Here is a 20,397-nt window from a genome sequence, read left to right on the forward strand (position 1 = left end):
CCTCGGGGCCGAACGGCCTCAGGCGCGCGATGCGTCAGTGGCTGTGGCCGTGCCCGCCGGCGGCGGCCTCCGACTCCTCTTCCTTCTTCTCGACGACCAGGGTCTCGGTCGTGAGCAGCAGGGAGGCGATGGACGCCGCGTTCTCCAGGGCGGAGCGGGTGACCTTCACCGGGTCGATGACGCCGGCCTTGACCAGGTCGCCGTACTCGCCGGTGGCCGCGTTGAAGCCGTGGCCCTTGTCGAGCTCGGCGACCTTGGCGGTGATGACGTAGCCCTCCAGGCCGGCGTTCTCGGCGATCCAGCGCAGCGGCTCCACCGCGGCGCGGCGCACGACCGCGACACCGGTCGCCTCGTCGCCGGACTTGCCCAGGTTGTCGCCGAGCACCTTGACCGCGTGCACGAGCGAGGAGCCACCGCCGGAGACGATGCCCTCCTCGACGGCCGCGCGGGTCGCGGAGATCGCGTCCTCCAGGCGGTGCTTCTTCTCCTTCAGCTCGACCTCGGTGGCCGCGCCGACCTTGATGACGCAGACGCCGCCGGCCAGCTTCGCGAGGCGCTCCTGGAGCTTCTCGCGGTCCCAGTCGGAGTCGGTGGTGGAGATCTCGGCCTTGATCTGGTTGACCCGGCCGTCGATCTCGGCCTTGTCGCCGGAGCCGTCGACGATGGTGGTCTCGTCCTTGGTGACGGTGACCCGGCGGGCGGAGCCCAGCAGGTCCAGACCGGCCTGGTCGAGCTTGAGGCCGACCTCCTCGGCGATGACGGTGGCGCCGGTCAGCGTGGCGATGTCGCCCAGCATGGCCTTGCGGCGGTCACCGAAGCCGGGGGCCTTCACCGCGACCGCGTTGAAGGTGCCGCGGATCTTGTTGACGACGAGGGTGGACAGCGCCTCGCCCTCGACGTCCTCGGCGATGATCAGCAGCGGCTTGGAGGAGTTGGCCTGGATGACCTTCTCCAGCAGCGGCAGCAGGTCCTGGATCGAGCCGATCTTGCCCTGGTGGATGAGGATGTACGGGTCGTCGAGGACGGCCTCCATCCGCTCCTGGTCGGTGACGAAGTACGGCGACAGGTAGCCCTTGTCGAACGCCATGCCCTCGGTGAAGTCCAGCTCCAGACCGAAGGTGTTGGACTCCTCGACGGTGATGACGCCGTCCTTGCCGACCTTGTCCATCGCCTCGGCGATCAGGTCGCCGACCTGGGTGTCCTGCGCGGACAGCGCGGCGACGGCGGCGATGTCCTCCTTGCCCTCGATCGCGCGGGCGGTGGAGAGCAGCTCGTCGGAGACCGCCTTGACGGCCGCGTCGATGCCCTTCTTCAGGGCGGCGGGGGAGGCGCCGGCGGCGACGTTGCGCAGGCCCTCGCGGACCAGCGCCTGGGCGAGCACGGTCGCGGTGGTGGTGCCGTCACCCGCGATGTCGTTGGTCTTGGTCGCCACCTCCTTGACGAGCTGGGCACCCAGGTTCTCGTACGGGTCCTCGACCTCGACCTCGCGGGCGATGGTCACACCGTCGTTGGTGATGGTCGGGGCGCCGAACTTCTTGTCGATGACGACATTGCGGCCCTTGGGGCCGATGGTCACCTTCACGGTGTCGGCGAGCTTGTTGACACCACGCTCAAGGGCGCGACGGGCGTCCTCGTCGAACTTCAGAATCTTGGCCATGCCTGCGAACTACCTCGTCTACTCGTATGTCGTCGTCAAGGACGGTCAACGAAACCGCCCCGGGTCCCGGCCGGAAGAGGCGGGGAATCCGGGGCGGGATCACGGCTGGTGGTGAAGCCGGGAACTACTTCTCGACGATCGCGAGAACATCGCGGGCCGAGAGGACGAGGTACTCCTCGCCGTTGTACTTCACCTCGGTGCCGCCGTACTTGCTGTAGAGCACGACGTCGCCGACGGCGACGTCGAGCGGCAGCCGGTTGCCGTCCTCGAAGCGGCCCGGGCCCACGGCCAGGACGACGCCCTCCTGGGGCTTCTCCTTGGCGGTGTCCGGAATGACCAGGCCCGAGGCCGTGGTCTGCTCGGCGTCGAGCGGCTGGACCACGATGCGGTCCTCGAGCGGCTTGATGGCAACCTTGGTGCTGGCGGTCGTCACGATCCGACCTCCCCCTTCAGGGCTCACGGGAGTGTCTGTCTGGGTCGGCGACCTGGTAGGCCCGTCGTCGCGGGTGCCGGACCTGCCCGTCGCTGAGTATTGGCACTCAGCGGTGCCGAGTGCCAGAACCGAGACTAGGACGCGCTTAGCACTCGGTCAAGCGGAGTGCCAGCGGTGCGCACTTACGGGTGGCTCCGCCCCACCCGGGTGCGACCCCGGCGGAACGGCGCGTTCCGGTCGCGTCCCGGTTGCGGTCGGATCACCGCACCGGCGCACCAGGCAACGGACCCCCCGTCCCGTGGCACCGTGCTGCCATGAGCCCGCCCCGCGACGCCGCCCGCAGGCCCGAGGTCACCGAGAGGCGACGCCGGTACACCGAGGAGGAGTTGCGGCCGCGACCGCCGCATCCCGCCGCGGACTTCATGATCGGCGTGGTCGTGCTGATCATCGACGGCGCCATGTGCCTGGGCTGCGCGTTCGTCTTCGCGATGCGCGACTGGGGCGGCGCCGGCCGCGCCACCGCATCCCGAGCGGTACGCGCGGGAGCCGGCCCGGTCCGCCCGACGGCCGCCCCGGTCGCCGCCCACGACTGGACGCCGACCATCACCTTCGGCGTGATCACCGCGCTCGCCGTGCTGAGCGCCATCGGTTGCGCCCGTGCCAAGCGCCCGATCACGGCGGCGTTCCAGGCCGTGGCCGCGGTGGTGCTGCTGGTCATCACCTGCTCCGCCGGGCACGGCGGCTGAGACGGACGCGGCGGGGGCGCCGGGTAGGGCGGGGACAATGGACGGGTGAAGCCCGAGGACCTGTCCCATCTGCTCGGCCCCGCCGGGCAGGAGCTGCTCGCCGAACTGCGCGACCACGACCCCGCCGACGAACTGGCGGCGGCCACCCGTTTGCGGCGGGCTCATCCGGCGGAACTGGTGTCGGCCGCGCTCGGCCAGGCCCGCCTGCGGCAGCGCGCGGCGGCCAAGTTCGCGGCCGAGGACGCCGGGCGGATGTACTTCACGCCCAACGGCGTCGAGCAGGCCACCCGCGCTTCGGTCGCCGCGCACCGCGCGGAGCGGTTCCGCGCGCTGGGGGTCGGGCGGCTCGCCGACCTGTGCGGCGGCATCGGCGGTGACGCGATCGCGCTGGCCCGCGCGGGCATCGAGGTGCTCGCCGTCGACCGCGATCCGCTCACCTGCGCGGTGGCCCGGGCGAACGCCGAGGCGCTGGGTCTGGCCGACCGGATCGAGGTGCGCTGCGCGGACGTCGCGGACGTCGACATCACCGGGTACGACGCGGTGTTCGTGGACCCGGCGCGCCGCTCGGGCCGGGGCCGCACGTTCGACCCGGAGGCGTACTCCCCGCCGCTGTCCTGGGCGTTGGCGGCCGCGCGCACCGTCCCCTGCGCGGCGGTGAAGGTGGCGCCCGGCATCCCGCACGACGCGGTGCCCCGGGACGCTGAGGCGGAGTGGGTCTCGGACCGGGGCGACGTGAAGGAGGCCGCGCTGTGGTTCGGCACCCGGCCCGGCAGCGTGCGCGCCACGCTGCTGCCCGGCGGGGCCGCGCTGGCCGCGGGGGGTCTGCCGCCGGACCCGGCGGTGCGGCCGGTGGGGCGGTACCTGTACGAGCCGGACGGCGCGGTGATCCGCGCCCACCTGGTCGCCCTGGTCGCGGACGAGGTGGGCGGCGGGCTGATCGACCCGACCATCGCCTACGTCACCGGCGACACGCCGCATCCGACGCCGTACGCGACGGCGTACGAGATCCAGGACGCGCTGCCCTTCCACCTCAAGCGGCTCAAGGCGCTGCTGCGGGAGCGCGGGGTGGGGCGGTTGACGGTGAAGAAGCGCGGCTTCGCCATGGAGCCGGAGGAGCTGCGGCGGAAGGTACGCCCTGAGGGACCGCACGAGGCGACGGTGTTCCTCACCCGGATGGCGGGGGCGCCGGCGATGCTCGTCGGCGGCCCGGTGGCGTCGGCCGGCCGGGCCGCGGTCTGACGGCCGAACGGAATGGACGGCGGGTCAGGATCTGACGGCGACCGACACGAACCGCCAGCGGTGCACCTGGCGGCGGACCAGGTCGGGCGGCGGGTCGGGCAGTTCGGGCAGCTCCGCGCCGTAGGGGGCGTCCCACCAGGTGATGACCAGGACCCGGTCACCGGGCGCGGTCAGGTACTCCACCCGCTCGGGCGCGCCCGCCAGGTCCTGGCGCCGTGCCCAGTCCAGGAGTTCGGCGCCCTGGTCGTCGGCCGCGGCGGCCTCCCACATCAGCGTGACGGTCATCCGTACAGGTTGTCCTTGCTCAACTCGTGCACGTGGTCGTGCCCGTGGGGGTGGTCGTGCCCGTGGGGGTGTCCCTCGTGGCCTTCGTGGCCGCCCGCCTCGCCGGGCACCGAGACCTCGGTCACCGGCAGCGAGGAGTCGGCGGCCAGGTCGAGGGTGGAGGTGGAACGGCCGCGGGCGACCATCTCGGCGCCGAGCGCGGCGACCATCGCGCCATTGTCCGTGCACAGCCCGGGCCGCGGCACCCGCAGCAGGATGCCCGCGTCCTCGCAGCGCTGCAACGCGAGCGCGCGCAGCCGGGAGTTGGCGGCCACTCCCCCGCCGATCATCAGGTGGTCGACGCCGTGGTCCTTGCAGGCGCGCACCGCCTTGCGGGTCAGCACGTCGACCACGGCCTCCTGGAAGGACGCGGCCACGTCGGCGATCGGCACGTGCTCGCCGTCCCTGCGGCGCGCCTCGACCCAGCGCGCGACCGCGGTCTTCAGGCCGGAGAAGGAGAAGTCGTAGACCGGGTCGCGGCCTCCGGTCAGGCCGCGCGGGAAGGCGATCGACTTCGGGTCGCCGTCGCGTGCGTGCCGGTCGATCACCGGGCCGCCGGGGAAGCCGAGGCCGAGCACCCGGGCGACCTTGTCGAACGCCTCGCCCGCCGCGTCGTCGATGGTCGCGCCGAGCGGGCGGACGTCGCCGGTGATGTCGGGGGCGAGCAGCAGCGAGGAGTGGCCGCCGGAGACCAGCAGCGCCATCGTCGGCTCGGGCAGCGCGCCGTGTTCGAGCTGGTCGACGCAGATGTGCGAGGCGAGGTGGTTGACGCCGTACAGCGGCTTGCCGAGCGCGTAGGCGTACGCCTTGGCGGCGGAGACGCCGACCAGCAGCGCGCCGGCCAGGCCCGGGCCCGCGGTGACGGCGATGCCGTCGAGGTCGCCCGCCGCGACCCCGGCGTCCTTCAGCGCGCGCTGGATGGTGGGGACCATCGCCTCCAGGTGCGCGCGGCTGGCGACTTCGGGCACCACCCCGCCGTAGCGGGCGTGCTCCTCGACGCTGGAGGCGACCGCGTCGGCGAGCAGCGTGTGGCCCCGGACGATCCCGACGCCGGTCTCGTCGCAGGAGGTCTCGATGCCCAGGACCAGGGGTTCGTCAGCCATCAGTTCCTCAGAGTTCGTCAGCGGGGGTCGGCGTCGATGGACTGCGCGGGGTCGGCCAGCCGCATCACCAGCGCGTCCACGTTGCCGGGTTGGTAGTAGCCCCGGCGCACGCCGATGGGCTCGAAGCCGAAGCGCTGGTAGAGCCGCTGGGCGCGGGGGTTGTCCACCCGCACCTCCAGCAGCACCTCGTGGCACTCGGCGGCGGTCGCGGCCCGCAGCAACTCGGTGAGCAGCCGGCTGCCGAGACCGGTGCCCCACTGGTCGCGGGCGGTGGCGATGGTCTGCACGTCCCCGGTGCCGGAGACGGCGGCGAAGCCGGCGTAGCCGACGAGGCGGGGGGCGGCGCCGGCGGAACCGGCCGCGGCGGCCGGCGCGGCCTCCGCGACGACATAGGTGCGGCTGGCCGCCGGGTGCCGGGCGTCGGCGAGTTCGGACCAGAACATGCCGCGCGACCACGCGTCCTCGGGGAAGAGCTCGTGTTCGAGGGCGAGCACCGCGCCCAGGTCCCACCAGCGCATGTCCCGCAGGGTGACGCCGCCCGCCAGGGCGGCGCCGGTCGGCTCGGTCACTTCGGCAGGACCGCCTTGTAGCCGGCCGGTACCTGGGCGTCGGGGCGGCGCAGGTACAGCGGTCGGGCGGGCGGGAACGTCTCGCCCGCGGCCAGCCGGGCGGCGGCGACCGCGGCGAGCGCACCCGCCGACTGGTGCGCGGGGTCGGGGCGGTGGTCGGTGAAGACCTCGGGGTAGAGCGCGGCGCCGGGGCCGACCGCGGGCAGCCCGGCGACCTCGGCGGCGATGTCCGCGGGGCGACCGACCGCGGGCTCGCCGACCCGGTGCGAGGGGCCGTCGTACCGGGCCCAGTAGACCTCCTTGCGGCGGGCGTCGGTGGCGACGGCGAACGGCCCGTCCAGGCCCGCCTCGCCGGCCGCCCAGGCCAGCCCGTCGAGCGTGCAGACGCCGTGCACCGGCACGCCGAGGACGTCGGCGAAGGAGGCCGCGGTGACCAGGCCGACCCGCAGCCCGGTGTACGGGCCCGGTCCGGTGCCGACCACCAGGCCGGTGACGTCGGCGAGGGTACGGCCGGCGGTGCCGAGCACCCGGTCGACGGCGGGCACCAGCAGTTCGCCGTGCCGGCGCGCGTCGATGACGGTGGATTCGGCGAGCACCCGCTCCCCGTCGTGCACGGCGGCGGTGACGGCGGGCGTGGCGGTGTCGAAGGCAAGCAGCAGCACGCCCCCAGCCTACGGCGCAGGCCGGGCGCGGCGGGGCTGCAGGGGCGAGCGCGGACCGGCTGATATCGTCATTTCCGACAAAAGCCCCATAACGCATGTATGACATTCGCTTCGGCGGGAGGACGGCGACCGTGGTGCGGATCAGGTCGGGGGTCGCGGTGGCCGGGTTCCTCGCGACGGCGATCGCGACGGTGGGCATGCTCACGGCGCAGGCCGCCGACGCGCCCCTGCGGCACCGGAGTACCGCGCACGACGGCCGCGCAACCCCCGCCGGGGCCGCCTCGCCCACCGCGCTGCCCGGCGGCTCCGGGCAGGGCCCGCGGGTCGTCTACAGCCTCGGACGGCACCACGTGTGGCTCGTCGACGCCCACGAGCACGTGCTGCGCGGCTACGACGTGCAGGCGCCCGGCGTCTCGCCCGCGACCGGCACGCACCGCGTCTTCGCCCGCGCGGCGGGCAACGCGGTCCTCTTCGCGTCCACCGACGGGGTGAACGTCGGATTCACCGGCGACCCGGAGATCTCCACCTCGGCGATCCGCGAGGCACCCTCCGACGCGGCCGTGCTCTGGCAGCACGCCCCGATGGGTTCGCTCGTGGTCGTGGTCCCCTAGGGCCTGGAGTCCCGCATCCGCCGCGGCCGCCCGAGTCCCTTGCGGGGTACGGCCCGCTCCCGTGTACGAACCGCCGGGCCGCCGGTCGCGGCGACCCGGAACCACCGGCGCCTACCGGGAGGACGCGGGGCGGGCGGGCCGCTCGTCGTCGGAGGGCGGGGTCGAGACGGTGCGCGCGGCGGCACACGAAGCGAGCAGATCGCGCACCGTGGGCGCCGGCGGCGGAGCCGGCGCCTTCGGCGCGGGCGCCGGCGGGGTCTTCGCGGCAGCGTCGTCGTCGGCCGTCATGCACGCCTCCCCGGGAAGAGAAGTTAGGCAACCCTAAGGAGGTGCCCGCTACCAGCACACCACGGCCACCCACCCTCACGCAACATCTTCCCGACAGCCTGTCGGCGTAACCCGGTCCGGCCCGGGGGACGACTCAGAGAACCAGCGGTGCGAGGTCCTGCCCGGCCCAGCGCGGCCCGATCCCGATCACGGTGACCTCGCGCGTGTCGTCGGTGACGTCCGCTTCCCGCTCGGCGCCGTCCGAGCCGTCCTCCGGGCCGGGGCCGTTCCCCTCGCCGGCCGCCGCGCGGTCGCGCTCCTCGCCGATCGTGCGGCCGATCACCACCTGGAGCCGCGCGTCCGACAGGTCCTCGACCTTGCCCTCGCCCCACTCCACGACCACCACGGACTCCGGCAGGGAGACGTCGAGGTCGAGGTCCTCCATCTCGTCGAGACCGCCGCCGAGGCGGTAGGCGTCGACGTGGACCAGCGCGGGCCCACCGGTGAGCGAGGGATGCACCCGGGCGATGACGAAGGTCGGCGAGGTGACCGCGCCGCGCACGCCGAGCGCCTCGCCCAGCCCGCGGGTGAGCGTCGTCTTGCCGGCACCCAACTCGCCGGTCAGCAGCACCAGATCGCCGGGAACCAGCAACGCGGCGAGCCGTCTGCCCAGCTCACGCATGTGTTCGGCGGTGGGTACGGTGATCCGGACCGCGTGTGCGTCCTCGGCGGTACCCGCGGTCGCGGCATAAGGGTCGTGCGGTTTGCCCATGAAGGCGAATGCTACGCGTCGAGGGGGACCGTCAGGTCGCGCAGCCGCTGCGGTACGGGCGCGCGCACGCCGTCCGCGGCCTTCGCGATCAGCGTCGCCAGCGCCGGGCCGACCACCTCGGGCCGCTCGAACAGCACCAGGTGGCCGGCCCCGGGCACCAGCACCAGCTCGGCGCCCGGCAGCCGTTCGGCGATGTCCGCGCTGTGCGCGCTGGGCGTCAGCAGGTCCTTCTCCCCGGCCAGCACCAGCACCGGTGAGCCGTCCAGCACGGCGAGCGCGTCGGCCTTCTCGTGCTCGGTGAAGGCCGGGTAGAACTCGGCCACCACGTCGATCGGCGTGGCCTCGATCAGCCGCTCCGCGAAGCGGGCCACGGCGGGGTCGACGTCGTCGGCGCCGAAGCTGTAGCGCTTGATGACGCCGGTGAACAGCTCGGCGGTGGCCCGCCGGCCGCGCTCCACCAGATCCGCCTGGCGGCCCATCACCCGCAGCACGCCCGGCGCGAGCACCCGGAAGGCCCGGGCGCCGAACGCGGGCAGCCCCAGCGTCACCGCCGCCAGCTTGCCGGCCGAGGTGGAGATCAGCGCCGCCCCGGCCACCCGCTCGCGGACGTACTCCGGGAACTGGTCCGCGAAGGCCATCACGGTCATCCCGCCCATGGAGTGGCCGACCAGCACCACCGGGCCCTGCGGTGCCGCCGCGTCCAGCACCGCCTTCAAATCGCGCCCCAACTGGTCGATGGTGGCGGGCTTCCCGGCGAGCTGGTCCCGGCCGCGCTCGCTGCGGCCGTGGCTGCGCTGGTCCCAGTACACCGCCCGCACCGTGCCGCGCAGCAGGGCCCGCTGGAAGTGCCAGGAGTCCTGGCTGAGGCAGTAGCCGTGCGAGAAGACCACGGTGACCGGCGGCCGGGGCGCCCCGTCGGCCTCCTGCCCCGCGCCGGGCCCGGGTTCGGCGCGCCGCCCGCGCAGCCAGCCGCGCCGGGCGGGTCGGGTGGGCGGCGCGGGCGGCTGGTCGTCGGGCTCCGGCACGGGCGGCGGCTCGTCCGTCTCGTAGTACAGCTCCGTGCCGTCCTCGGCCAGGACCGTGCCCGGGGTGCCGCGCAGGCTTCCGTAGGGGCCCGCGGCGTCCAGCGCGAGCTGTGCGCGGCGGCGCATCCCGCGTCCCACCGTGGCGCGTTCGATCGCCACGCCCGCGGCCGCGCCCGCCGCCACCACACCGATCGCGGCGCCGACCAGCCCGGCCCGTTCCCACTTCATGCTCGCTCCCTCGGCCACGGGTCAGCGACTCCCGGCCGGACGGTACGCGGGTCCCGCGGGCACTGCGCAGACGGTCCGCGGGGCCGCCGCGGTCCGCACCCTCACGCCTGCTCGCCCACGTACACCCGCGGGACCCGCGGCCCGACCCGCGTGACGATCTCGTAGGCGATGGTGCCGCAGGCCCGCGCCCAGTCCTCGGCGGTGGGCTCGCCGGAGTCGCCGGGGCCGAAGAGCACCGCCTCGTCGCCCGGCGCCGCGACGTCGCCGCCGAGGTCCACCACGAACTGGTCCATCGCCACCCGTCCCGCCACCGTCCGCCACTTCCCGGCCACCAGCACCGGGCCGGTTCCCGACGCGTGCCGCGGCACACCGTCTGCGTACCCCAGTGGGACCAGCGCAAGCGTGGTCTCACCCGGGGTGACGTACGTGTGGCCGTAGCTGACGCCGTGGTTGCCCGGGACCCGCTTGACCGACGCCAGCGCGGCCGCGAGCGTCATCACGGGGCGCAGCCCGAAGCTCTCCGGCCCGCCGATCTGCGGCACCGGCGAGATCCCGTACATCGCCACGCCCGGCCGCACCAGGTCGAAGTGGGCCTCCGGCAGGGTGAGGGTGCCCGGGGAGTTGGCCAGGTGCCGGACCTCCGGGGCCAGCCCGGCGTCGTCCGCCTGGTCGAGGGCGGTGCGGAAGACCGCGAGCTCGCGGGCGATCGAGGGGTGGTCCGGTTCGTCGGCGCACGAGAAGTGGGACCACACGCCGGTCACGCGGATGGCCCCCGCCCGCTCGGCCGCGCGGGCCGCCCGGGTCAGGTCCGGCCAGTCGGCGGGCTGCGCGCCATTGCGGCCGAGACCGGCGTCGATCTTGAGCTGCACCCGCGCGGTGCGGCCCGCCGCCCGCGCTGCCGCGACCACCGCGTCCAGGGCCCACCGCGCGCTGACCGTGACGTCGATGTCGGCCTCGACGCACTCCTGCCAGGGGCCGCCGGGCGTCCACAGCCAGCACAGCACCCGCCCGCCGAGGCCCGCCGCGCGCAAGGCCAGCGCCTCCTGCGGGGTGGCCACGCCCAGCCATTCGGCCCCGGCCTGCCGCGCGGCCCGGGCGCAGGGGACCATGCCGTGGCCGTAGCCGTCGGCCTTCAGCACGGCCATGAAGGCGGCGCCCGGCGCGTGGGCGCGCAGCGCCGCGACATTGGACCGCAGCGCGTCGAGGTCGATCCGGGCGTGCGCGCGGAGCGCGGGTTCGGCGACGGGGTCGACGACGGCGTCGGCCGGAACTGCGCGGTCGGTGTCCATGGCGGCGATCCTTGCGGTGACTCGTGGTGCGGTCCTGGGCGAAGACGGGCTCACGTGCGCCCGAGCCCGCACGGACGCACGCGGCAAGTCTCTCAGGCCCGGCCGGGGCGCCGCGCGGGCTGTCCGCCGCGGACGAGGCGATCGAAAGGCGCCGAAGACCCTCAGGGCGTGAGGGTCACCGCGTGCGCGCGGATGATTGCCGCCCCACCGCCGCCGGTGGCAGGGTGAACGCCATGAGCCGATCTTCCGGGGGCGGGGTGGACGGGGACACCGGGTCCGGGCCGGACGACGCGCTCGGCTCCTTCACGCGGGACCGGGGGCTGCTGTTCGCGACGGCGTACCGGATGCTCGGCAGCGTCGCCGACGCCGAGGACGTGCTCCAGGACGCGTGGCTTAAGTGGGCGGCCGCGGACCGCGCGCGGGTCGAGCGCCCGACCGCCTACCTGGTGCGCACGGTCACCAACCTGTGCCTCAACCGCCTCACCTCCGCCCGCGCCACCCGGGAGACCTACGTCGGGCCGTGGCTGCCGGAGCCGCTGCTCACCGGCCTGGCGAGCCCGGACGCGGCCGAGCACGCGGAACGCGCGGACTCGGTGTCGATGGCCATGCTGGTGGTCCTGGAGTCGCTGAGCCCGCTGGAGCGGGCGGTGTTCGTGCTGCACGACGCCTTCGGCTACGGCTACGCCGAGATCGCCGGCTTCCTGGACCGTACCGAGCCCGCCGTACGCCAGACCGCCCACCGCGCCAGGGGCCACGTCCAGGCCGGCCGGGCCCGCTACGCCACCGAGGACGTCGACCTCGCGGCACGGCGCGAGCTGACCGAGCGGTTCCTCGCGGCCAGTGCGGGCGGCGACCTCAACGCGCTGATGGAACTGCTCGCGCCCGACGTCACCGCCTGGTCCGACGGCGGCGGCAAGGTCACCGCGGCCACCCGGCCACTGCACCGCCCCGAGCCCGTCGCCCGCTGGGTGCTCGGGGTGCTCGCCAAGCCGCAGGTGGCGGGCATCACCGCGGAGCCGGCCGGCATCAACGGCCGGCCGGGCGTGCTGTTCACCTTCGGCGGCCGGCCCGCCGGCGCGCTGACCTTCGAGGTCGCCGGCGGCCTCATCGCCGAACTGCGCTTCCAGGTCAACCCGGACAAGCTGCGCGGCCTGGCGCCCCCGGCCGACACCCTGCCGGGGGCCTAGCGCGGGACTTCGCGGGCCGCCCTACTCCGACACGTTCCGCCAGGCGCGGGGCAGCGCGTCGGCGAGGTCGAGCGCGGTCAGCGGCACCTCGCTCAACCGGGCGGCCAGGCCGTGCAGATACGCGCCCACCGACGCGGCGTCCCGGGCCGCGAGCCCGGCGGCGAGCAGCGAACCGGTCAGGCCGGAGAGCACGTCTCCGCTGCCCGCCGTGGCCAGCCACGCGATGCCCGTCGCGTTGACCCGCACCGGGCGCTCCGGGTCCGGGTCGGCCACCAGGGTCGTGGAGCCCTTCAGCAGCACGGTCGCCCCGAACCGGGCGGCCAGCTCGCGCACCGCGCGCAGCCGCCCCGCCTCCACCTCCTCGCGGGCCCGGCCGAGCAGCGCCGCCGCCTCCCCGGCGTGCGGCGTCAGCACGGTGGGCGCGGTGCGCCGCCGGACCGCCTCGGGGGTGAGCAGCCGCAGCCCGTCCGCGTCGACCAGGACCGGCACGTCCGCGGCCAACGCGTCGTCCACGGCGGTGCGCGCCTCGGCGGTGTCGCCGAGGCCGGGCCCGACCACCCACGCCTGCACCCGCCCGGCGGAGTGCGGGGAGCCCGTCGAGACCAGCGTCTCCGGGTGCCGGGCGAGCACCGCCGCGCCGCCCGGACCGGCGTACCGCACCGCACCCGCGCCGCCGCGCAGCGCACCGGACACCGCGAGCACCGCCGCGCCCGGGTAGCGCCGCGAGCCGGCGGCCACACCGACCACGCCGCGCCGGTACTTGTCGCTCTCCCCGGTGGGGCGCGGCAGCAGCGCCGCCACGTCCGCGTGCTGCAGCGCCTCCAGCGCCGGGGTACCCAGTTCCGCGGGGTCCAGGCCGATGTCGACCAGGCGCAGCGCACCGGCGCGTTCGGCCGCGGGATCGATCAGCAACCCGGGCTTGTACGTGCCGAAGGTCACCGTCGCGTCGGCGTGCACCGCCGGGCCGTGCACCTCGCCGGTGTCGGCGTCCACCCCGCTGGGCAGGTCGACGGCGACCACTGCCGCGCCCGACTCCCGTGCCGCCCGTGCCAGCGGCTCGGCCTCGGGGCGCAGGCCGCCCTTCCCGCCGATACCGGTGATGCCGTCGAGAACCAGGTCGGCGTGGGCGATCACGCCGGCTCCGCCGTCGGCCCCGGTCACCCGGCCGCCGGCCGCCCGGAACGCGGCCAGTCCCTCGCCGTGCGCCCGCTCGGGGGCCAGCAGCACCGCGGTGCCCGACGCCCCCCGGCGCAGCAGCCGGGCCGCCGCGAAGAGCGCGTCGCCGCCGTTGGAGCCGCTGCCGACCAGCACCACCAGCCGGGCCCCGTAGACCCTCCCGAGCAGGTCGGCCCCCGCCGCCGCCAGCCCGGCCGCGGCACGCTGCATCAGCGCGCCCTCCGGGACTCGCGCCATCAGGGCCCCCTCGGCCCGTCGCACGGCCTCCACACTGTGCCCGTACCTCATGCCCTGCCTCCCGCCGAGCCGCGCGCTGTCCGAACCCCCCCATCCTCCCGCCTGCCCCGGCGGACCACCTTTCGGGGAGCGGACTTCGGGCTTTCGGGACGCGGGCTTCGGGACGCGGGCCGACTCCGGGGACCGGCCGCGGCTCCCGGTCAGGGGTCAGCCCTCCGCGATGACCACGGCCGAGGCGATGCCCGCGTCGTGCGAGAGCGAGACGTGCCAGCTGCGGACGCCGAGGGCCTCGGCGCGCGCGGCGATCGTGCCCTGGACGCTGAGGTGGGGCTGGCCGGCCGGGGACGTGGTGATCTCCGCGTCGAGCCACTGCAGACCCGCGGGCGCGCCGAGCGCCTTGGCGAGCGCCTCCTTGGCGGCGAACCGGGCCGCCAGCGACGCGGAACCGCGGGGCGCACCGGACGGGAGCAGCAACTCGGCGGGCGTGAAGAGGCGTCCGGCCATGCTCGGGGTACGTGCGAGGGCCGCCTCGAAGCGCTCGATCTCGGCCACGTCGATGCCGACGCCGACGATCACGCGCCACCCGCTTCCGTCACAGAGGCCGTCGCCGCCGTCCCGCCGACCGGCCCGACCCGCCGCGTGCTGCCGTCCATGGAGGCCAGCTTAGGGGGCGGGACAGCCGCGCATCCGCACCGGCGACGCGCCCGCCCGCGGCGCCGCACACCCTCCTGCGCGGTCATGCACGGCCCCGGACCCGGCCGACCCTCCTGACGCGCCGCCACCGGCCCACGGGACAATGGCCCGGTGCCGACCAAGCCGCCGCCCGCCACCGCCACGAGCCCCTACGTCGACCTGACGCGCGCCCAGTGGAGCGCGCTGCGCGACCGGACGCCGCTGCCGCTCACCGCCGAGGAGGTGGAGCGGCTGCGCGGGCTCGGCGACGTCGTCGACCTGGAGGAGGTGGTCGACGTCTACCTGCCGCTGTCCCGGCTGCTGAACCTGTACATCGCCGCGCACAGCGGCCTGCGCGGGGCGCTGAACACCTTCCTCGGCGCGGCGGCCGGCCCGGCGGGGGCGCAGCCGGGCACGCCGTTCGTGATCGGCCTGGCCGGCAGCGTCGCGGTCGGCAAGTCGACCACCGCCCGCCTGCTGCGGGCGTTGCTCGCGCGCTGGCCGGAACACCCCCGGGTCGAGCTCGTCACCACCGACGGATTCCTGCTGCCCAATGCCGAGTTGGAGCGGCGCGGCCTGATGTCGCGGAAGGGCTTCCCGGAGTCGTACGACCGCCGGGCGCTGACCCGTTTCGTCGCGGACGTGAAGGCCGGCCGCCCCGAGGTGGGCGCGCCGGTCTACTCGCACCTGAGCTACGACATCGTGCCCGGCGAGCGGTTGACGGTGCGCCGCCCGGACATCCTGATCGTCGAGGGACTCAACGTCCTGCAGCCGGCGCTGCCCGGCCAGGACGGCCGCACCCGGATCGGCCTGGCCGACCACTTCGACTTCAGCGTGTACGTCGACGCGCGCACCGAGGACATCGAGCAGTGGTACCTCGCCCGGTTCCGCAAGCTGCGCGAGACCGCCTTCCAGAACCCGGACTCGTACTTCCGCAAGTACACCCAGGTGCCCGAGGAGGAGGCGCTGGATTACGCCCGGCTGATGTGGCGGACCGTCAACCAGCCGAACCTGGAGCAGAACGTGCTGCCCACCCGCAGCCGCGCCACCCTGGTGCTGCGCAAGGGCGAGGGCCACAAGGTCCAACGGCTCAGCCTGCGCAAGCTCTAGGCCCACCCGGCGGGCGGCGCGGGGACGGTACGGAGCGGTGCGACCGGCGGCATCCGCCCGCCGCACCGCGCCCGTTCGCCGGCCCGCGCCGGCCGGCGTCAGCCCAGCGTCGCCTTGACCAGGTCGGCCAGCCGTCCGGCCACGGTGCGGGCGTGGTCGATGTCGGCGGCCTCCACCATCACCCGGACCAGCGGCTCGGTTCCGGAGGGACGCAGCAACACCCGCCCGGTGGTACCCAGTTCGGCCTCGGCCTCGGTGACGGCGGCGGCCAGTTCGGGCGCGCGCGACATCCGGCCCCGGTCGACGTCGGGGACGTTGACGAGCACCTGGGGCAGCCGCTGCATCACGCCCGCGAGGTCCGCGAGCGTGCGGCCGGTGGCCGCGACCCGGGCGGCCAGCAGCAGCCCGGTCAGGGTGCCGTCGCCGGTCGTGGCGTGGTCCAGCACGATGACGTGGCCGGACTGCTCGCCGCCGAGCGCGTAGCCGTGCTCCTTCATCTCCTCCAGCACATAGCGGTCGCCGACCGCGGTCTGCACGAAGGTGATGCCCTCACGTTCCATGGCGAGCTTGAAGCCGAGGTTGGACATCACGGTGGCGACCACGGTGTCCTCCCGCAGCGTGCCCTGCTCGCGCATCGCCAGCGCCAGGACGGCCAGGATCTGGTCGCCGTCGACCTCCTCGCCCACCGCGTCGACGGCCAGGCAGCGGTCGGCGTCGCCGTCGTGGGCGATGCCCAGGTCCGCCCCGTGCTCGACCACCGCGGCCTTGAGCAGTTCGAGGTGGGTGGAGCCGCAGCCGTCGTTGATGTTGAGGCCGTCGGGCTGGGTGCCGATGGTGACCACCTCGGCGCCGGCCCGGGAGAACGCCTCGGGCGACACCTTGGAGGCCGCGCCGTGCGCCTCGTCCAGGACGATCTTCAGGCCGTCGAGCCGGTTCGGCAGTACCGCGACGAGGTGGGCGACGTAGCGGTCGAAGCCCTCGTCGTAGTCGCGGACCCGGCCGACGCCGGCGCCGGTCGGGCGCTGCCAGGGGGCACCGGTGCGGTGCTCCTGGTAGATCGCCTCGATCCGGTCCTCCAGCGCGTCGTCGAGTTTGTGGCCGCCGCGCGCCAGGAACTTGACGCCGTTGTCCGGCATGGCGTTGTGGCTGGCGGAGAGCATCACGCCGAGGTCGGCGCCCAGCGCGCCGGTGAGATACGCCACCGCGGGAGTGGGCAGCACACCGACGCGCAGGACGTCCACGCCCGCGCTGGCCAGGCCCGCCACCACGGCGGCCTCCAGGAACTCGCCCGAGGCGCGCGGATCGCGCCCGACCACGGCCACCGGCCGGTGCCCGGCGAAACTGCCCGCCTCGGCCAGCACGTGTGCCGCCGCGACCGACAGGCCGAGCGCCAGCTCCGCGGTCAGGTCGGCGTTGGCGATGCCCCGCACCCCGTCGGTGCCGAAGAGTCGTCCCACAGTGTTTCCTCCGATGCGATGCGGCGGCTCTGCCTTGCTGTGTCTCGCGGTCCTGCTGGGTCCCAGGGTCCTACTGGGTCGTACAAGCACACATATACGCCCCTAGCTCATCATGCGAACGCCCCGGAGGCACCGATGTGCCTCCGGGGCGTTGCGTCGCGTGCCGGACCGGGAGAAGCGGCATGCCGCGCCCCCCGCCCGAACGACTAGCGCTTGCTGAACTGCGGCGCCTTGCGGGCCTTCTTCAGACCGGCCTTCTTCCGCTCGACCGCGCGGTCGTCACGGGTGAGGAAGCCGGCCTTCTTGAGCGCGCCGCGGTTGTTGTCGACGTCCGCCTCGTTGAGCGCACGGGCGACGCCCAGGCGCAGCGCACCGGCCTGGCCGGAGATGCCGCCGCCGGAGATGCGGGCGACGACGTCATAACGACCGTCGAGCTCGAGCACCTTGAACGGCTCGTTGACTTCCTGCTGGTGCACCTTGTTGGGGAAGTAGCCCTCGAGGGTGCGGCCGTTGATCTTCCACTTGCCGCTGCCGGGGATGATCCGGACGCGGGCGATGGAACGCTTGCGGCGGCCGGTGCCGGCGGCCGGCTGCGGGTCGCCGAAGCGGGAGGCCATCGACTCGGAGGTGTACTCCCCCTCGACGGCCTCGGACTCGAAGGTCGTGATCTCGTCGTAGGACTCTTCGCCCTCGACGACGGTCTCGGCGGTGGTCTCAGCCACGATTCTCCTCAGATTCTTTCTGGTAGCAGGTGGCCGGGACTACTGCGCGACCTGAGTGATCTCGAACGGCACCGGCTGCTGGGCAGCGTGCGGGTGCTGGTCGCCCGAGTACACCTTCAGCTTGGTGAGCATCTGGCGGCCCAGGGTGTTCTTCGGGAGCATGCCCTTGACGGCCTTCTCGACGGCCTTCTCGGGGCTCTTGGCCAGCAGCTCGTCATAGCGCACCGAACGCAGACCGCCGGGGTACCCGGAGTGGCGGTAGGCCATCTTCTGGGTCTTCTTGTTCCCGGACAGGTGCACCTTGTCGGCGTTGATGATGATGACGAAGTCACCGGTGTCGACGTGGGGCGCGTAGATGGGCTTGTGCTTGCCCCGCAGGAGGGTCGCGGCCTGGGTGGCCAGGCGACCCAGGACGACGTCCTGCGCGTCGATGACATGCCACTGGCGCTGAACGTCGCCGGGCTTGGGGCTGTACGTACGCACGGTCGTTGGCCTTCGCTATCTTCGGTGAATTGGTCCTGACAAGGCCACCCGGCGATCACGACAGCCTCGGTGACACACGGGGACGCAACCCGTGGGCCAGCCGCTGGTCATCTGCCCGGTGGACCGGCGTAAGGGCCTCTCACGTGAGATAGAGCAAGCCAATACGCATAACGACATCGCAGAATACCCGTGGGCACCCGGGCGGGTCAAAACGCCTCCGCGAGGGTGACGGGAAGCGCGCGCGATCGCGGCGGGGACGCGCAGCAAGGAGGCGAAGTCCGCCGCGGGCAGGAGGGCGTCGCAGTAGGGCAGGGCCGCCGCCATGGTGGCCGTGCCGGGGGTGAAGCCGGGGGCGGCGGCACGGGGGTTGAGCCAGATCACCGTATGGGCGCGGCGGCGTACCCGGGCCATCGCGGCGGCGAGCTGCGCGGGCGGGTCGCCGTCCCAGCCGTCGGAGCCGATGACGACGACCGCGCCGCGGAGCAGGCCGCCGTGGTGCGAGGCGAGCAGCGCGCGCAGGCTGGCGGCGATGCGGGTGCCGCCGAAGCGGTCCGCGACCCTGGCCTCGGCCTCGGCCACCGCGGCGCGCGCCGAGCGGTGCGCCAGCACCGGGGTCAGCCGGGTGACGGTCGTGGCGAAGGCGAACACCTCGGCGTCGGCGGACAGCGCGAGCGCCCGCATCAGATGCAGGTAGGCGACCGCCTGCGGCTGCATCGACCTGCTGACGTCGCACAGCACGACCACCCGCCGCGGCCTGCTGACCGGCCCGGCCCGCACCAGCCGTACGGGCTCCCAGCCGGTACGGCGGGCCCGCGCCACGGTCGCCCTCAGCTCGATCCGCGTCCCGCCGGCGCCGACCGCGTACCGGCGGGAGCGCCGGGTCGGCCACACCGGCAGCGACCGCTCCAGCCACTGCCCGAGCAGCGCGGTGTCCCGGGGGCTCAGCTCGCCGAAGGGGGTGTCGGCCAGCCCCGCCAGCGCGCTGGGCAGGCGCTCCGGCAGGGCGACGCGCTCGTCGCCCTCCGGCCCGCCGGCCCCGGTGACGGCGGCGGGCAGGGTCACCCAGGGCAGGCCGTCCCCGTCCTGCCCGCCGGCCGAGTGGCCGGGCGCCGGCTCGTGGCTCCCCTGCTCGGCGGGCGGCGTGTCCAGCCCCTTGCGGCGCGCGTGGGGGTCGGCGGGCAGCACCGCGTCCCCGAAGACCGCGTCGAACACCGTGTCGTAGGCGGCCAGCCCGTCCCGGTCGCGCACCAGGCACACCCGTCCCGTCCAGTACAGCTGCGTCCGGGTCGGCGCGGGCGCGGCGCCGAGGGCGCGGACGAGGTCCTGCACGGGGGTCAGACCGACCGGCACGCCGTGCTCGCGCAGGCGGACCGCGAGCGCCACCGCGAAGGCGGCGCGGTCCACCGCGGGCAGCAGCGCGGAGCCGGGCCCCGGGGCGCCGGCCCCCGGGGTCACCTCAGCACCCGCCGGAGCACCACGACGGCCAGGGCGAGCCCGGCGAGCAGCGCCGCCGCGGGCAGCAGTCGTTTGTAGAGCATCGGCCCCGCGAGCTCCATCAGGTCGAGAGCTTCGTCGTCGCCGTCGTCGCCGTCGAAGCTGGAGGGGACGGCGGTGGCCGCGGGCACGACGGGGGCGACGGGAGGCGGCGCCTCCGGACGCGGGGCGGAGGGCTGCGCGGAGGAGGCGGGCGAGGTGGGGGCAGCGGCGGGCGGCGCGGGCGCGGGTCGGGCAGGTGTCGGCGGGGTTGCCGCGGGCGGGGAGGGCTCCGCCGCTCCCGGTTCCGGCTTCTCCGCGGCGGGCTTCTTCGGCGCGGGCTTCTGGGCCGCGGACTTCGCAACGGGCTTCTTCGGGGCGGGCTTCTCCGCTGCCGCCTCCGGCGCCGGTTTCACCGGCGGCTCCGCCGACGACTTCCTCGCCGCGGACTTCGCCGCCTTCGGGGGGCCGCCGTTATGGAGCTGCGTCTCCAGGTTGTCCACGAACTGCGCGAGCAGCTTCTCCGAGATCTCCTTGATCATGCCGCTGCCGAACTGGGCGAGCTTCCCGCTGATGGTGAGATCGGTGGAGACGCTGACGCGGGTGCCGTCCTTCTCGGGGCGGAGCCGGACGTCGATCCTGGCGGAGGCGTTCCCGCCGCCCCGGGCGTCCTTGCCCGCGGCTGCGACCACCGCGTGGCGGGCGTCGTCGTCCTTCTCCTCGAAGTGCGCGGACCCGGTGAACCGGCTGATCACCGGGCCGACCTTCACCTTCACCCGGCCCTTGTACACCTCCCCGTCGACCCCGGTGAGCTGTGCGCCCGGCATGCAGGGGGCCAGGCTCTCCAGGTCGGTCAGCGCCTCCCAGGCGCGCGGGACGGACACGTCGACGCCGAACTCGTTCTCGATCTTCATGGCTTCCACTGCCTCCTCAGGTCGGGGCGCGCAGGTCGCGG

22 protein-coding genes are annotated in these 20,397 nt (G+C 74.7%); 5 read left to right on the forward strand and 17 right to left on the reverse strand.

The window, feature by feature from the left end; translation table 11 throughout:
- Nucleotides 1-34: 34 nt before the first annotated feature.
- Nucleotides 35-1,657 (reverse strand): chaperonin GroEL, encoded by a 1,623-nt coding sequence (groL, locus tag C4U44_RS18085; protein WP_103886870.1) that lies wholly within the window; start codon nt 1,655-1,657, stop codon nt 35-37.
- A gap of 124 nt (nt 1,658-1,781) precedes the next feature.
- Entirely contained in the window at nt 1,782-2,090 is a 309-nt protein-coding gene (groES, locus tag C4U44_RS18090; RefSeq protein WP_075017238.1) for a co-chaperone GroES, read from the reverse strand.
- A 314-nt stretch (nt 2,091-2,404) separates the two neighbouring features.
- On the opposite strand from groES, the gene C4U44_RS18095 reads away from it, so the two are divergent.
- Both C4U44_RS18095 and C4U44_RS18100 read left to right on the forward strand, forming a co-directional pair.
- On the forward strand, nt 2,405-2,836 hold the full coding sequence (locus C4U44_RS18095; protein WP_103886871.1) for a hypothetical protein: 432 nt from the start codon (nt 2,405-2,407) through the stop codon (nt 2,834-2,836).
- A gap of 45 nt (nt 2,837-2,881) precedes the next feature.
- The gene (locus C4U44_RS18100) at nt 2,882-4,075 is read left to right on the forward strand and encodes a class I SAM-dependent methyltransferase (protein WP_103886872.1); all 1,194 of its coding nucleotides are present in this window, start codon (nt 2,882-2,884) and stop codon (nt 4,073-4,075) included.
- 24 nt (nt 4,076-4,099) lie between these two features.
- Here the strand turns inward: C4U44_RS18100 and C4U44_RS18105 are convergent, their stop codons facing one another.
- Genes C4U44_RS18105 through tsaB form a run of 4 tightly spaced genes read right to left on the reverse strand, consistent with a single transcriptional unit; the run spans nt 4,100 to nt 6,733 of the window.
- The gene (locus C4U44_RS18105) at nt 4,100-4,360 is read right to left on the reverse strand and encodes a hypothetical protein (RefSeq protein WP_103886873.1); all 261 of its coding nucleotides are present in this window, start codon (nt 4,358-4,360) and stop codon (nt 4,100-4,102) included.
- Nucleotides 4,357-5,502 (reverse strand): tRNA (adenosine(37)-N6)-threonylcarbamoyltransferase complex transferase subunit TsaD, encoded by a 1,146-nt coding sequence (gene tsaD / locus C4U44_RS18110; RefSeq protein ID WP_103886874.1) that lies wholly within the window; start codon nt 5,500-5,502, stop codon nt 4,357-4,359. Before tsaD ends, C4U44_RS18105 begins: the two co-directional genes overlap by 4 nt.
- Before the next feature lie 17 nt (nt 5,503-5,519).
- Nucleotides 5,520-6,020, reverse strand: a complete 501-nt coding sequence (gene rimI, locus C4U44_RS18115) for a ribosomal protein S18-alanine N-acetyltransferase (RefSeq protein ID WP_103887102.1) — start codon at nt 6,018-6,020, stop codon at nt 5,520-5,522.
- 47 nt (nt 6,021-6,067) lie between these two features.
- On the reverse strand, nt 6,068-6,733 hold the full coding sequence (tsaB, locus tag C4U44_RS18120) for a tRNA (adenosine(37)-N6)-threonylcarbamoyltransferase complex dimerization subunit type 1 TsaB (RefSeq protein WP_103886875.1): 666 nt from the start codon (nt 6,731-6,733) through the stop codon (nt 6,068-6,070).
- Nucleotides 6,734-6,828: 95 nt separating this feature from the next.
- Between tsaB and C4U44_RS18125 the strand changes: the two genes are divergently transcribed.
- Complete coding sequence (locus tag C4U44_RS18125; protein ID WP_146088289.1) at nt 6,829-7,344, forward strand: hypothetical protein; 516 nt, start codon at nt 6,829-6,831, stop codon at nt 7,342-7,344.
- A 111-nt stretch (nt 7,345-7,455) separates the two neighbouring features.
- Here C4U44_RS18125 and C4U44_RS41945 read toward each other — a convergent pair whose 3' ends face one another.
- From C4U44_RS41945 to alr, 4 genes are all read right to left on the reverse strand, one after another.
- On the reverse strand, nt 7,456-7,632 hold the full coding sequence (locus C4U44_RS41945; protein WP_200823303.1) for a hypothetical protein: 177 nt from the start codon (nt 7,630-7,632) through the stop codon (nt 7,456-7,458).
- A gap of 133 nt (nt 7,633-7,765) precedes the next feature.
- The gene (tsaE, locus tag C4U44_RS18130; RefSeq protein ID WP_103886877.1) at nt 7,766-8,383 is read right to left on the reverse strand and encodes a tRNA (adenosine(37)-N6)-threonylcarbamoyltransferase complex ATPase subunit type 1 TsaE; all 618 of its coding nucleotides are present in this window, start codon (nt 8,381-8,383) and stop codon (nt 7,766-7,768) included.
- Nucleotides 8,384-8,394: 11 nt separating this feature from the next.
- Nucleotides 8,395-9,636 carry an alpha/beta fold hydrolase gene (locus C4U44_RS18135; RefSeq protein ID WP_103886878.1) on the reverse strand — a complete coding sequence of 414 codons (1,242 nt, stop codon included), beginning with the start codon at nt 9,634-9,636 and terminating at the stop codon, nt 8,395-8,397.
- Nucleotides 9,637-9,737: 101 nt separating this feature from the next.
- Nucleotides 9,738-10,925 carry an alanine racemase gene (alr, locus tag C4U44_RS18140; RefSeq protein ID WP_103886879.1) on the reverse strand — a complete coding sequence of 396 codons (1,188 nt, stop codon included), beginning with the start codon at nt 10,923-10,925 and terminating at the stop codon, nt 9,738-9,740.
- A 233-nt stretch (nt 10,926-11,158) separates the two neighbouring features.
- On the opposite strand from alr, the gene C4U44_RS18145 reads away from it, so the two are divergent.
- On the forward strand, nt 11,159-12,112 hold the full coding sequence (locus tag C4U44_RS18145; RefSeq protein ID WP_103886880.1) for an RNA polymerase sigma-70 factor: 954 nt from the start codon (nt 11,159-11,161) through the stop codon (nt 12,110-12,112).
- Nucleotides 12,113-12,133: 21 nt separating this feature from the next.
- Here C4U44_RS18145 and C4U44_RS18150 read toward each other — a convergent pair whose 3' ends face one another.
- Both C4U44_RS18150 and C4U44_RS18155 read right to left on the reverse strand, forming a co-directional pair.
- Nucleotides 12,134-13,576, reverse strand: coding sequence for an NAD(P)H-hydrate dehydratase (locus C4U44_RS18150; protein ID WP_103886881.1), 1,443 nt, complete (start codon nt 13,574-13,576; stop codon nt 12,134-12,136).
- Nucleotides 13,577-13,732: 156 nt separating this feature from the next.
- Nucleotides 13,733-14,101, reverse strand: a complete 369-nt coding sequence (locus C4U44_RS18155) for a holo-ACP synthase (RefSeq protein ID WP_103886882.1) — start codon at nt 14,099-14,101, stop codon at nt 13,733-13,735.
- Between the two features lie 228 nt (nt 14,102-14,329).
- Between C4U44_RS18155 and coaA the strand changes: the two genes are divergently transcribed.
- Nucleotides 14,330-15,307, forward strand: coding sequence for a type I pantothenate kinase (gene coaA, locus C4U44_RS18160; RefSeq protein WP_103886883.1), 978 nt, complete (start codon nt 14,330-14,332; stop codon nt 15,305-15,307).
- A gap of 98 nt (nt 15,308-15,405) precedes the next feature.
- Here the strand turns inward: coaA and glmM are convergent, their stop codons facing one another.
- The 5 genes from glmM to C4U44_RS18185 all read right to left on the reverse strand — a co-directional run bounded on the left by glmM (nt 15,406) and on the right by C4U44_RS18185 (nt 20,356).
- Entirely contained in the window at nt 15,406-16,764 is a 1,359-nt protein-coding gene (gene glmM / locus C4U44_RS18165) for a phosphoglucosamine mutase (RefSeq protein WP_103886884.1), read from the reverse strand.
- A gap of 206 nt (nt 16,765-16,970) precedes the next feature.
- Nucleotides 16,971-17,486 (reverse strand): 30S ribosomal protein S9, encoded by a 516-nt coding sequence (gene rpsI, locus C4U44_RS18170; protein ID WP_103886885.1) that lies wholly within the window; start codon nt 17,484-17,486, stop codon nt 16,971-16,973.
- A 39-nt stretch (nt 17,487-17,525) separates the two neighbouring features.
- Nucleotides 17,526-17,969 carry a 50S ribosomal protein L13 gene (rplM, locus tag C4U44_RS18175; RefSeq protein ID WP_103886886.1) on the reverse strand — a complete coding sequence of 148 codons (444 nt, stop codon included), beginning with the start codon at nt 17,967-17,969 and terminating at the stop codon, nt 17,526-17,528.
- A 15-nt stretch (nt 17,970-17,984) separates the two neighbouring features.
- Nucleotides 17,985-19,424, reverse strand: coding sequence for a vWA domain-containing protein (locus tag C4U44_RS18180; RefSeq protein WP_200823304.1), 1,440 nt, complete (start codon nt 19,422-19,424; stop codon nt 17,985-17,987).
- Nucleotides 19,421-20,356, reverse strand: a complete 936-nt coding sequence (locus C4U44_RS18185) for an SRPBCC family protein (RefSeq protein ID WP_103886887.1) — start codon at nt 20,354-20,356, stop codon at nt 19,421-19,423. Before C4U44_RS18185 ends, C4U44_RS18180 begins: the two co-directional genes overlap by 4 nt.
- Nucleotides 20,357-20,397 lie beyond the last annotated feature (41 nt).

This window comes from Actinacidiphila yanglinensis (genome assembly GCF_900107965.1).
GTDB lineage: Bacteria > Actinomycetota > Actinomycetes > Streptomycetales > Streptomycetaceae > Actinacidiphila > Actinacidiphila yanglinensis.